Genomic DNA, 12,657 nt, shown 5'->3' with positions numbered 1-12,657 from the left:
GCGACGAGCGGCAGCTACTTGCGCTTTTTCGGCGGCAGCAGATCGGTGATGCTGCCGCTGGCCATCTCCGCCGCCATGGCCACCGTCTCGGAGAGGGTCGGGTGGGGATGGACGGTCAGACCGATGTCGTGGGCATCCGCCCCCATCTCCAGGGCCAGGCCGATCTCGCCGATCAGATCGCCGGCACCGGGGCCCACGATGCCGCCGCCGATCACCCGCCCAGTGTCCGCATCGAAGAGGATCTTGGAGACGCCATCGCTGGCATCGAGCGACAGCGCGCGACCGTTGGCCGCCCACGGGAAGGCCCCCTTCTCGTAGGCGATCCCCTCGGCCTTCGCCTGCTCCTCGGTCACCCCCACCCAGGCGACCTCCGGATCGGTGTAGGCCACCGAGGGGATGGCCCGGGCGTCCCAGGCGCTCTTCTCCCCAGCGATCACCTCGGCGGCGATCTTGCCCTCGTGCACCGCCTTGTGGGCCAGCATGGGCTGGCCGACGATATCGCCGATGGCGTGGATGTGCGGCACTGCGGTGCGCATGTGCTCGTCCACGCTCAGGCAGCCGTCATCGCCCGGCGTCAGTCCGGCGGCCTCAAGGCCGATACCGTCGCTGTTCGGACGGCGGCCCACCGCCACCAAGACGCGATCGAAGCGGTCACTCTCCGGGGCATCCGCACCGCTCAGGGTGACCGTCAGCGACTTCTTGTTCGCCTTGACCCCGGTCACCTCCGTGTTGAGGTGGATCGCCTCGCAGCGCTTGGCCAGGCGCTTGCGCAGGACCTTGACCAGATCCGGGTCGGCCCCGGGCATGAGCCGGTCGGAGAGTTCGACCACCGTCACCTTGCTGCCCAGCCCGGAGTAGACCGAGGCCATCTCCAGGCCGATGATCCCGCCGCCAACCACCAGCAATCGCTCGGGGATCTCCTCGAGCTTGAGGGCACCGGTGGAGTCCATCACCCGCGGGTCGTCCACGGCCAGCGACGGCGGGATCGCCGGCCGCGACCCGGCGGCGATGATGCAGTGCCGGAAACTGATGGTCCGCGTTCCCTCCTCACCGGCCACCCGCAGGTGGTGGGCATCGGCGAAGGTCGCCTCGCCGGTGACCACCTCAACCTTGCGCTGTTTGGCGATGCCGGCCAGCCCCTGGGTCAGCTGCTTGATGATGCCGCGCTTCCAGTCGTTGAGCCGCTCCAGATCGATCTTCGGCTTACCGAAGGCGATCCCGTGGGCGGCGAACTGATCCGCCTCGTCCACCACCTTGGCGGCGTGGAGCAGCGCCTTGGAGGGGATGCAGCCGACGTTCAGGCAGACGCCGCCGAGGACCGGGTACCGATCCACCAGCATCACCTTCAGCCCCAGGTCGGCGGCCCGGAAGGCGGCACTGTACCCCCCCGGCCCCGCGCCGAGGACGACCAGGTCGCAGTCCGCCTCCTGCGGGGCATCGGTGGCGGCCGCGGCCACCCCTTCGTCCGCCGGGGTCTGCTCGGCGGGTGCCCCGGTGGCGGCTCCACCGGCCGCGCCCTCGCCGGCAGCCGGATCACCGCCGGCGGCCTCTTCCGCCTGGAGGGTCAGGATCGGAGACCCCTCGGAGACCGTATCGCCCACCGCCACGTGCACCTCACGCACCACCCCGGCCGCGGATGCGGGCACCTCCATGCTCGCCTTGTCGGATTCCAGGGTGATCAGTGATTGCTCGGACGCGACCCGATCCCCCGGTCCGACCAGCACCTCGATGACCTCCACGGCCTCGAAGCCGCCGATATCCGGTACCTTGACCTGTTGCTCAGCCATGCCGTGCTCCAATCCTTGCCGAGTCCGCCGGCGCAGCACGCCGGCGCTGGTTTGCGCGGGGGCGGCCGGCGGCCGCCCCCGCCCGCTGGGCGCCCCTTACAGCACCAGCCGGCGCAGGTCGCCGAGAACCTGGCTCAGGTAGGTGGTGAACCGGGCGGCCATGGCGCCGTCAATGACGCGGTGGTCGTAGGAGAGCGACAACGGGAGCATCAGCCGCGGTTGGAAGGCCTGCCCATCCCACACCGGCCGGGTCTCCGACTTGGAGACGCCGAGGATCGCCACCTCCGGGGCGTTGACGATGGGCGTGAACGCCGTACCACCGATGCCACCGAGGCTCGAGATGGAGAAACAGCCTCCCTGCATGTCCGCCGGAGAGAGCTTGCCGTCGCGGGCCTTGGCCGAGAGGGCGCCGAGGTCCTCGGCGATCTGCAGCACACCTTTCTGATCGGCGTCGCGCAGGACCGGGACCACCAGCCCCTCGGGGGTGTCGACGGCCACGCCGATATGGCAGTAGTGCTTGATGATCAGCTCCTGCCCGTCCGCCGAGAGGCTGGCGTTGAAACGCGGGTACTCGGCGAGGGCCGCGGTGGCCGCCTTGACCAGGAAGGCCAGCGGGGTGAGCTTCACGCCCCGGGCCTCGGCCTCCTTCTTCAACGACTGGCGGAAGGCCTCCATCTCGGTGATGTCGGCTTCATCGAACTGTGTGACGTGGGGGACATTCAGCCAGCTGCGGTGCAGGTGCGGCCCCGAGAGCCGCTGGATGCGGGTCAGCGCCACCCGCTCCACCTCGCCGAAACGACTGAAGTCCTGCTCGGGGATCGGCGGGATCCCGACCCCTTCGCCGGCCGGGGCGCCGGCGGCGGCACCCGTTGGCGGGACCTCCTGGCCCTGCATCACGCGCTTGACGTAGGCCTCCACGTCCTCGCGCCGAATACGCCCCTTGCGTCCGCTGCCGCTGACGCGCCCGAGGTCGACGCCGAGCTCGCGGGCGTAGCGACGAACCGAAGGGCTGGCGTGGGCGGCGCGGTGGCCGTCGCGATCGATCGGCGGCTGCCCGCCGCTGGACGCGGCGGGCCCTGTGCCGCTGCCCGCCGGGGCGGGCGCAGGGGCCACCGGCGCCGATCCGCCGGCCGGCTTTTCGCTTCCGGACGATCCGGCCGTTTCCTCGGCCGGGGCGCCCTCAGCAGCCGGGGCCTCGGCCGGTGCCGCCGGCTCAGCCGGCCCGGATGCGGCATCGGCGGCGGCCGTGTCGACGGTGGCGATCACACTCCCCTCGGAGACCATATCACCGACGGCGATGTGCACCGCCCGGATCTCGCCCCCGACCTCCGCCGGCACCTCCATGCTCGCCTTGTCGGACTCGAGGGTGATCAGCGACTGCTCCGGCTCGATCCGGTCCCCGGGCGCGACCAGGACCTCGATCACCTCCACGGCCTCGAAGCCGCCGATATCCGGTACCTTGAGCTCCTGTTCCGCCACGGTCACACCTCCCACGGGTTCGGGGCATCCGCCGCCAGCTGGTACTTGCCGATGGCCTCGCTGACCTTCCCGGCCTCGATCTCGCCCTCATCGGCCAGGGCGTAGAGGGCTGCCGCGGCGATGTGGTAGCGATCCACCTCGAAGAAGCGCCGCAGCTTCTCGCGGGTATCCGAGCGGCCGAAGCCATCGGTCCCCAGGGACCAGAACTTGCGTCCGATGTAGGGACGGATCTGATCCGGGTAGGCGCGCATGTAGTCGGTGGCGGCAATGGCCGGGCCACTGTAGCCCTCCAGGCACGCCTGCAGGTACGACTGCCGACGCTCGGACTCCGGGTGGAGGCGGTTGCCCCGGGCGCAGGCCATGCCGTCGCGGGCCAGCTCGGTGAACGAGGGGCAGCTCCAGATATCGGCATGGACGCCGAAATCGCCAGCGAGCAGCTCCGCGGCGGCGATCACCTCGCGGAAGATGCTCCCCGAGCCCATCAGCTGCACCCGCGGCCCCTTCTTCTTGGGGCCGGCGCGGAAGAGGTACATGCCGCGGCGAATGCCCTCCTCGGCCCCCTCGGGCATCGCCGGATGGGTGTGGTTTTCGTTGTAGACGGTCAGGTAGTAGAAGCAGTTCTCCTGCTCGGCGTACATCCGGCGCAGCCCGTCCTGGACGATCACCGCCAGCTCGTAGTCGAAGGCCGGGTCGTAGGAGACGCAGTTGGGGATGGTCGAGGCGAGGACGTGGCTGTGGCCGTCCTGGTGCTGCAGCCCCTCGCCGTTGAGGGTGGTCCGGCCGGCGGTGCCACCAATCAGGAAGCCCCGGGCCTGGATATCCCCGGCGGCCCAGCACAGGTCCCCCACCCGCTGGAAGCCGAACATGGAGTAGAAGATGTAGAAGGGGATCATGTTGACGCCGTGGTTGGCGTAGGCCGTGGCCGCCGCCATCCACGAGGACATGGCACCGGCCTCATCCAGCCCCTCCTCGAGGATCTGCCCGGTCTGCGCCTCGCGGTAGGACATCAGCTGATCGGCGTCCTCGGGCTCGTAGAGCTGCCCCACGTTGGAGTAGATGCCGAGCTGACGGAACAGCCCCTCCATCCCGAAGGTGCGCGCCTCGTCGGGGATGATGGGCACCACCCGCTGGCCGATCTGCTTGTCGCGGGTGAGCACCGTCAGCGCGCGCACGAAGGCCATGGTGGTGGACAGCTCCCGCTCGCCGCTGTCCTTGAGCAGCGCGTCGAAGGCGGAGAGCTGCGGGACCTCGAGCGCCGGCGCCCGCTCGTAGCGCACCGGCATGTAGCCGCCCAGGGCCTGCCTACGCTCGTGGAGGTAGCGCATCTCCGGGGCGTCGTCATCGGGCTTGTAGAAGGGCGTCTCCTTGAGCTGCTCGTCGGGGATGGGGATCTCGTAGTGGTCGCGGAACCGGCGCAGGGCGTTCTCACCCATCTTCTTCTGCTGGTGGGTGATGTTCTGCCCCTCGCCGGCCTCGCCCATGCCGTAGCCCTTGACGGTCTTGGCCAGGATCACGGTCGGCTGCCCGGTATGGTTCACCGCGGCGTGGTAGGCCGCGTAGACCTTGTGCGGGTCGTGGCCACCGCGGTTGAGCCGGTAGATGTCGTAGTCGGACATGCCGGCGACCATCTTCTCCAGCTCCGGGTACTTGGCGAAGAAGTGCTTGCGGGTGTAATCACCGCCGCGCGCCTTGAAGGCCTGGTACTCGCCGTCGACGGCCTCCTCCATGCGCTGCTGCAGCAGCCCCTCGTGGTCAAGCTCGAGCAGCGGATCCCAGCGCGAGCCCCAGATCACCTTGATCACGTTCCAGCCGGCGCCGCGGAACTCGCCCTCGAGCTCCTGGATGATCTTGCCGTTGCCGCGCACCGGACCGTCGAGGCGCTGCAGGTTGCAGTTGACCACGAAGATCAGGTTGTCGAGCTGCTCGCGGGCGGCCAGGCCGATCGAGCCCATCGACTCCGGCTCGTCCATCTCGCCGTCGCCCATGAAGCACCAGACCTTGCGGTCTGCGGTGTCCTCGATCCCGCGGTGGTGCAGGTACTTCATCATGCGCGCCTGCTGCACCGCCTGGATCGGGCCGAGGCCCATGGAGACGGTGGGGAACTGCCAGAAGTTGGGCATCAGCCAAGGGTGGGGATAGGAGCTGATGCCGTCGCCGTCGACGTCCTGACGAAAACCGGCCAGCTGCTCGGCGCTGAGCCGCCCCTCGAGGAAGGCGCGGGCGTAGATCCCCGGCGCGGAGTGCCCCTGGAGGAAGACCAGATCGCCGTCCTGCTCCTCGTTGGGCGCCCGCCAGAAGTGGTTGAAGCCGACCTCGTAGAGGGTGCAGGCCGAGGCGTAGCTGGCGATGTGCCCGCCGATGCCGTCGTGCTCACGGTTGGCGGCAACCACCATGGCGATGGCGTTCCAGCGCACCAGCGCCCGGATACGCCACTCCAGGTGGTGATCGGTGTACTCCGGCGGGCGCACCTCGAGGTGCCGGGGGATGGTGTTGATGTAGCCGGTGGTGGCCTTGAAGGGCAGATGGCCGAGCCGGCGCCGGCCCTTGCTGACCAGGTGCTCGAGGATCTGCTGCGCCCGCTCGGGCCCCTCGTGCTCGATCACCGCATCCAGGGCGTCGAGCCACTCCTGGATCTCCTCCGGATCCGGATCGTCGCGCAACTCGGGTATCGATTTCATGGTCCACCTCCTGGTTAAGAGTCGCCGGGACCCACGGGGCGCGACACGGCGGGTGGCCGTCCCGCACCCGGCGGCCTTGTGGGCCCCCGGGGGATCCCCGCAGACGGGCGAGCTTTGTTGTTCTTGTCGTCGCTAGGTCACGGCTGCCTCTCCGCTCCCTCGGGCGGTTCCTCGAGCAGCTCGTCGAGCGAGGCGCTCTTGCGCGTCGACATCCCCGCGGTGACCGCAAAGCGCATGGCGTCCTCGACACTCATATCGACGGGCTCGACCACCGAGGCCGGAACCAGCAGCGTGTAGCCACCCACCTGGTAACTCATGGGGGTGTAGACGGCGATGGTGTGCTCGTCACCGAGCCCTTCGGCCACCCCCGCCCACTGCCTGCGCGTCACCACGCCGAGCACCCGGTAATCGCTACCGGGCAGCGGCACCGTGACCACCTGGTCGCCCAGCTCCTCGGCCCGGGAGACAAACCCGGTCAGGTCCTGCACCGCCCCGTAGATGGTCTTGACCACCGGCAGCTGCAGGAGGATCTGCTCGAACCACTCCCACAGGCGGCGCAGAAGGTAGAAGTTGAGGAGGACGCCGATGGCGAAGATGCCGGCCAGTGCCAGGGCCACGCCCAGGCCGGGGTGATACCAGGTCTCGGGGATGATCAGCTGCACGACGCTCCCGAGCGCCCGCTCGGCGGTCATGATCAGCCAGTAGAGAAGATAGAGGGTGACGACCGCCGGCAGAACCGCCAGCAGCCCCTTGAGGAAAATACCGCTAATCCTGCGCATGGTATTGCTCCCCGCTGGCTTGGCCGGGGGGCCGGGGGGGCCCCCCCGGGGGGGGGGGGGGGGGGGGGGGGGCCCCCCCCCCCAAGGCTCTGGGGACAGCTCCCGGTTCAGCTCACCTTGGGGGCGAGCTCGCCGGACTCGTAACGCTCGACCATGGTCTCTAGGGGGACCGGCTTGATCTTGGACGCCATCCCCGCCGAGCCGAAGGCCTCGTAGCGGGCCTTGCAGATCTCCTTCATAGCCTCGGTGGAGGCCTTCAGGAACTTGCGCGGGTCGAAGTTGGACGGGTTCTCGGCCAGGTGCTTGCGCACCGCGCCGGTGGAGGCCAGGCGCAGGTCGGTATCGATGTTGACCTTGCGCACCCCGTTGCGGATGCCCTCTTGGACCTCCTCGACCGGTACGCCGTAGGTCTCGGGGATCTCACCGCCGAACTGGTTGATCAGCTCCAGCCACTCCTGCGGCACCTGGGAGCTGCCGTGCATGACCAGGTGGGTGTCCGGCAGGCGCTGGTGGATCTCCTTGATCCGGCTGATGGCCAGGATGTCGCCCGTGGGCGGACGGGTGAACTTGTAGGCGCCGTGGCTGGTGCCGCAGGCGATGGCGAGGGCGTCGACATGGGTATCGCGGACGAACTGCGCCGCCTCCTCCGGGTCGGTGAGCAGTTTGTCCTTGTCCATCTTGCCCTCGGCCCCGACGCCGTCCTCCTTGCCGGCCTCACCGGTTTCGAGGGAGCCGAGCACGCCGATCTCGCCCTCGACCGAGACACCGCCGGCATGCGCCATCTCGGCAGCGCGGCGGGTCACTCCGGCGTTGTAGTCATAGTCGGCGGGGGTCTTGCCATCTTCCTTCAGCGAGCCGTCCATCATCACCGAGGTGAACCCGGACTGGATGGCGCGCATGCAGGCACCGGGGTTGGCACCGTGGTCCAGGTGGACCACCAGCGGGACGTCCGGATAGGACTCCACGGCGGCCTCCATCAGGTGCCGATAGAAGGGGACGCCGGCGTACTTGCGGGCCCCGGCGGACGCCTGGACGATAGCCGGGCTATCGCACTCCTTGGCCGCCTCCATGATGGCGTGGAGCTGCTCCATATTGTTGGCGTTGAACGCCGGCATGCCGTAGCCGTGCTCGGCTGCATGATCGAGCAGCTGTCGCAGGGTGATCATCGCCATAGTCTCGACTCCTCCGCTATCTGTGCATTCACTCTAGAGATAATCGTCCACGCAGACGATGCGCAACGTGTTCGTACCGCCCGCGGCACCGAGCTCCTCGCCGTGGGTGACCAGGACGTAGTCGCCCTGGTTGACCAGTCCCTGACGGGAGAGGCGCGCCAGTAGCCGGCTCTTGAGGGCGTTGAGGTCCTCCTGCTCGGCATCGAACTCCAGCGGATAGACGCCGCGGTAGAGGGTCACCCGCCCCCGGGTCTCCGGGTGGCGGGTCAGGACGTAGATCGGCAGCCCCGAGCTGATCCGCGACATCCACGAGGCCGTTCCCCCGGATTCGGTGATGGCGATCAGCGCCTTGATGGAGAAGTGGTTGGCGGCGTACATCGCCGCCATGGCCACCGTCTCGTCGACCTGTGTGAAGTGCTCGTCCAGCCGGTGGTGGGAAACCGTCACCGTGCGACTGCGCTCGGCCGCCCGACAGACCCGGTCCATGGCGGCCACCGTCTCGGCCGGGAACGAGCCGGTGGCGGTTTCGGCCGATAGCATCACGGCGTCGGTGCCGTCCCGCACGGCGTTGGCCACGTCGAAGACCTCGGCCCGCGTCGGGATGGGGTTGTCGATCATCGACTCCATCATCTGCGTCGCCGTGATGGCCACCCGGTTGCGAGCCCGGGCGGTCTGGATGAGCTGCTTCTGGACCTCGGGCAACGCAGCATCGCCGATCTCCACGCCGAGATCGCCGCGGGCGACCATGATGGCATCGGCGGCATCCATGATCTCCTCGGCGGCGTCCAGCGCTTCGGCGCGCTCGATCTTGGCCACGATCCCGGAGCGCCCACCGGCCTCGGTGAGCAGCCGCCGGGCCTCGTGGATGTCGTCGGCGCACCGCGGGAACGAGACCGCCACGTAATCGGCGGCCAACTCGGCGGCCGTAACGATATCGACCCGGTCCTTGTCGGTGAGCGCCGGTGCGGAGAGCCCGCCACCGCGGCGGTTGATGCCCTTGCGATCGCTGAGTTCACCGCCAACCTGCACGGTGGTGTGGACGGCGGTCCCCTCGATGCGCTCGACCCGGACCACCAGGCGGCCGTCGTCGAGCAGCAGTTCGTCGCCGGGATGCAGGTCATCCGGCAGGGCCCGGTAGGCGACCCCGACGCGGGTGTGGTCCCCGGCATCCGGATCCACGGCGGGATCGAGGATAAAGGGGTCGCCGCGGCGCAGCTGGATCGGGCCATTGCGAAAGCGCTCGATGCGGATCTTCGGCCCCTGCAGATCCACCAGCACCCCGACACGGCGACCATGGGCCTCGCCCCAGGCGCGCACGGCCTCGACCCGCTGGCGGTGGTCGCTGGCCTCGCCGTGGGAGAGGTTGATGCGCACCACATCCACCCCGGCGGCGAGGACGGCCTCCAGGCCCTCGGGCCGGTCCGTCGCCGGCCCGAGGGTCGCCAGGATCTTGGTTCTGCGGGGCATCACGCCACCGACTCCCTGACTGAGTACCGCGTCGATCACGAATGCGCCGCCGCGTGCTGCTCGAGGGCCGCAACACCGGGCAGCTCGCGACCCTCGAGGAACTCGAGGAAGGCGCCACCGCCGGTGGAGATGTAGGAGACCCGCTCGGTGATGCCGAACTGCTCCACGGCGGCCAGGGTGTCACCGCCGCCGGCGATCGAGAAGCCGTCACTGGCGGCAATGGCCTCGGCCAGTGCCTCGGTACCGCCGGCGAAGGGCGCCATCTCGAACACGCCCACCGGGCCGTTCCAGACCACCGTACCGGCATTGCGCAGCATGCCGTCGTAGCGGGCACGGGTCTTCGGCCCGACATCGAGGATCATCTCGTCGTCGGGCACGGCCTCCACCGGGTGGACGCTGGCCTCGGCGTCCGCGGAGAACTCCCTGGCGGTGATCACATCCTCGGGGATCGGGATCTCGCCACCCTTGGCGCGGGCCTCTTGCATCAGGCGCTTGGCGGTTTCGACGAAGTCAGCCTCATAGAGGGACTTGCCGACGGAGTATCCCGCCGCGGCAATGAAGGTGTTGGCGATCCCGCCGCCGACAATGAGCTGATCCACCTTGTGAGTGAGCGCCTCCAGCACCTGCACCTTACCGGAGACCTTGGAGCCGCCGACGATGGCGATCATCGGCCGGGCCGGGTTGTCCAGCGCCTTGCCCAGGGCCTCCAGCTCGGCGGCGAGCAGCGGACCGGCACACGCCTCGGGCGCGAAACGGGCCACGCCGTGGGTGGAGGCCTGGGCACGGTGCGCGGTGCCGAAGGCATCCATGACGAAGACATCGCACAGTGCCGCCATGCGTCGGGCCAGATCCTCGTCGTCCTTGGTCTCGCCGGGCTGAAAGCGCACGTTCTCCGCCAGCGCGACGCCGCCCTCGGCAACGTCGACGCCATCGAGCCATTCACGCACCACCGGCACCTCGCAACCCAGGATCTCGCCCAGGCGGCGGGCCACCGGAGCCATCGAGGCCTCGGCGTCGTATTCGCCCTCCTTGGGCCGCCCGAGGTGGGACATCACCAGCACCCGGCCACCGGCCTGCATGGCCTGGCGGATGCTCTCGGCGGCAGCGCGCACGCGGGTATCGTCGGCGACCTGGCCCTCCTTGATCGGGACGTTCAGGTCCTCGCGGATGAGCACCCGCTTGCCCGCCAGGTCGAGATCGGTCATGCGCTTCGCTTTCACGGCCACTCTCCTCTAGTCGATTCTGGTTCTGCGCCCGCGGGCGGGGGCCCTCAGCCGAGGACCCGCCGGCCCGCATCAGCCACGCTGTCCGCGGTCAGGCCGAAGTGCTCGTAGAGTTCCGGCCCCGGCGCCGATTCGCCGAAGGTGTCGAGGCCGACTACGAGGCCGCACTGACCGACCCAGCCCTGCCACAGGCCGGTGGCACCGGCCTCGACGGCCACCCGCGGTACATCACCGGGCAGCACCTGCTGACGGTAGGCCTCGTCCTGCGCGCAGAACGCCTCGACACAGGGCATGGAGACCACGCGAACGCTGCGCCCCTCGCCCTCGAGACGGTCCCGGGCCGCCATGGCCAGATCCACCTCGGAGCCGGTGGCCAGGATGACCAGCTCGGGCTTGCCGGAGCCGGCCTCCTTGAGGACATAGCCACCGCGGGCGATGGACCGGGCTTGGTCGCCGCTGCGCTGCTGCGGCTCCATGCCCTGGCGCGACAGTGCCAGCACGCTCGGTCCGTCCTCGCGGGCGATGGCCGCCGCCCAGGCCGCTGCAGTCTCCTGGGCGTCACACGGACGCCAAACGTGCAGGTTGGGGATCAGGCGCAGACTGGCCAGCTGCTCGACAGGCTGGTGCGTGGGTCCGTCCTCGCCGAGGCCGATGGAGTCGTGGGTGTAGACCATCACCACCCGCTGCTTCATCAGCGCCGCCATACGCACGGCGTTGCGGGCGTAGTCGGAGAAGATCAGGAAGGTGCCGCCGTAGGGGATGAACCCGCCGTGCAGGGCGATGCCGTTCATGATGGCGGTCATCCCGAACTCGCGCACGCCGTAAAAGACGTAGTTGCCGTCGGGCTGCTCCTGGCTGACCGTCGAGCAACCGTCCCACCAGGTGTTGTTCGAGCCTGTCAGGTCGGCGGAACCGCCGAGCAGCTCGGGCAGTTGCGGCCCGAAGTGACCGAGCACCGCCTGGGAAGACTTGCGGGTGGCGTCCTTCTTGCCGCCGGCGAACTTCTCCAGGCCCTCGGCAACCAGCTCCTGCCAGTTGCCCGGCAACTCACCGCGCATCCGCCGCTCCAGCTCGTCGGCCAGCTCGGGGTGTTCCTTGCGATACGCCTCGAGGCGCTCGCCCCACTCCTGGAGCAGCTGCTCGCCACCAGCACGCGCATCCCACGCCTTGTAATGGGCTTCGGGGATCTCGAACGGGCCGTGCTCCCAGCCCAGCTGCTTGCGGCAGGCGGCGATCTCCTCTTCGCCCAAGGGGGCACCGTGCACGCCAGCGGTGCCGCACTGATTGGGCGCACCGAAGCCGATCACCGTCTTGCAGTCGATCAGCGTCGGGCGGCTGGTATCGGCGCGCGCCTGCTCGATGGCCTGCCGCACGGCCTCGCCGTCGTGACCATCCACCGGGCCGATCACCTGCCAGCCGTAAGCCTCGAAACGCTTGCGGACATCCTCCGTGTACCAGCCCTCGACGTTGCCGTCGATGGAGATGCTGTTGTCGTCGTAGAAGGCAATCAGCTTGCCCAGCCGCAGGGTGCCGGCCAGCGAGCACGCCTCATGGGAGACCCCCTCCATCAGGCAGCCGTCGCCCATGAAGACGTAGGTGTAGTGATCGATGATCTCGTGGCCCGGGCGGTTGAAGCGCGCCGCCAGCATCCGCTCGGCCAGCGCCAGGCCAACGCTGTTCGCCAGCCCCTGGCCCAGCGGCCCGGTGGTGGTCTCCACGCCCGGCGTGTAGCCGTACTCCGGGTGCCCCGGGGTCCGGGAGTGCAGCTGGCGGAAGTTCTTGAGGTCGTCGGTGGTGAGGTCGTAGCCGGTCAGATGGAGCAGCGCATACTGCAGCATCGACCCGTGACCATTGGAGAGGACGAAACGATCGCGGTCGAACCAGCCCGGCCGCTGGGGCGCATGGCGCATGTAGTCCCGCCACAGCACCTCGGCGATGTCCGCCATACCCATCGGTGCCCCCGGGTGGCCGGAGTTGGCCTTTTGGACAGCGTCCATGGCCAGGGCGCGAATGCCGTTGGCGAGCTCTCGTCGGCTCAGTTCGGTCGACGCCATGTTCTACCTCCCTCAATG

At 69.2% G+C, this 12,657-nt stretch carries 8 protein-coding genes; all 8 read right to left on the bottom strand.

The window, feature by feature from the left end:
- Window positions 1-14 precede the first annotated feature (14 nt).
- The 8 genes from lpdA to tkt all read right to left on the bottom strand — a co-directional run bounded on the left by lpdA (window position 15) and on the right by tkt (window position 12,639).
- Window positions 15-1,787 (bottom strand): dihydrolipoyl dehydrogenase, encoded by a 1,773-nt coding sequence (lpdA, locus tag LRF89_RS03160; RefSeq protein WP_201242980.1) that lies wholly within the window; start codon window positions 1,785-1,787, stop codon window positions 15-17.
- Window positions 1,788-1,883: 96 nt separating this feature from the next.
- Complete coding sequence (gene aceF, locus LRF89_RS03155; RefSeq protein ID WP_238636587.1) at window positions 1,884-3,266, bottom strand: dihydrolipoyllysine-residue acetyltransferase; 1,383 nt, start codon at window positions 3,264-3,266, stop codon at window positions 1,884-1,886.
- Window positions 3,267-3,268: 2 nt separating this feature from the next.
- Entirely contained in the window at window positions 3,269-5,944 is a 2,676-nt protein-coding gene (gene aceE / locus LRF89_RS03150; RefSeq protein ID WP_201169874.1) for a pyruvate dehydrogenase (acetyl-transferring), homodimeric type, read from the bottom strand.
- Window positions 5,945-6,081: 137 nt separating this feature from the next.
- Window positions 6,082-6,723, bottom strand: a complete 642-nt coding sequence (locus tag LRF89_RS03145; RefSeq protein WP_201169876.1) for a DUF502 domain-containing protein — start codon at window positions 6,721-6,723, stop codon at window positions 6,082-6,084.
- 107 nt (window positions 6,724-6,830) lie between these two features.
- Window positions 6,831-7,895 (bottom strand): class II fructose-bisphosphate aldolase, encoded by a 1,065-nt coding sequence (gene fba / locus LRF89_RS03140; protein ID WP_201169878.1) that lies wholly within the window; start codon window positions 7,893-7,895, stop codon window positions 6,831-6,833.
- A gap of 33 nt (window positions 7,896-7,928) precedes the next feature.
- Window positions 7,929-9,362: a pyruvate kinase gene (gene pyk / locus LRF89_RS03135; protein WP_201169880.1), complete on the bottom strand. Its 1,434-nt coding sequence runs from the start codon at window positions 9,360-9,362 to the stop codon at window positions 7,929-7,931.
- A 35-nt stretch (window positions 9,363-9,397) separates the two neighbouring features.
- Entirely contained in the window at window positions 9,398-10,582 is a 1,185-nt protein-coding gene (locus LRF89_RS03130; protein ID WP_201169882.1) for a phosphoglycerate kinase, read from the bottom strand.
- A gap of 50 nt (window positions 10,583-10,632) precedes the next feature.
- Window positions 10,633-12,639, bottom strand: a complete 2,007-nt coding sequence (gene tkt, locus LRF89_RS03125) for a transketolase (RefSeq protein ID WP_238636586.1) — start codon at window positions 12,637-12,639, stop codon at window positions 10,633-10,635.
- Window positions 12,640-12,657: the final 18 nt, after the last annotated feature.

This window comes from Halorhodospira sp. 9621 (assembly GCF_022228055.1).
GTDB lineage: Bacteria > Pseudomonadota > Gammaproteobacteria > Nitrococcales > Halorhodospiraceae > Halorhodospira > Halorhodospira halophila_A.
This window is presented reverse-complemented; position numbering and strand designations above follow the sequence as displayed.

Bases quoted from the DNA above. Each gene is read 5' to 3' on its own strand.
- lpdA (WP_201242980.1), bottom strand. From the start codon at position 1,787: ATGGCTGAGCAACAGGTCAAGGTACCGGATATCGGCGGCTTCGAGGCC.
- aceE (WP_201169874.1), bottom strand. From the start codon at position 5,944: ATGAAATCGATACCCGAGTTGCGCGACGATCCGGATCCGGAGGAGATC.
- LRF89_RS03145 (WP_201169876.1), bottom strand. From the start codon at position 6,723: ATGCGCAGGATTAGCGGTATTTTCCTCAAGGGGCTGCTGGCGGTTCTG.
- fba (WP_201169878.1), bottom strand. From the start codon at position 7,895: ATGGCGATGATCACCCTGCGACAGCTGCTCGATCATGCAGCCGAGCAC.
- pyk (WP_201169880.1), bottom strand. From the start codon at position 9,362: ATGCCCCGCAGAACCAAGATCCTGGCGACCCTCGGGCCGGCGACGGAC.
- tkt (WP_238636586.1), bottom strand. From the start codon at position 12,639: ATGGCGTCGACCGAACTGAGCCGACGAGAGCTCGCCAACGGCATTCGC.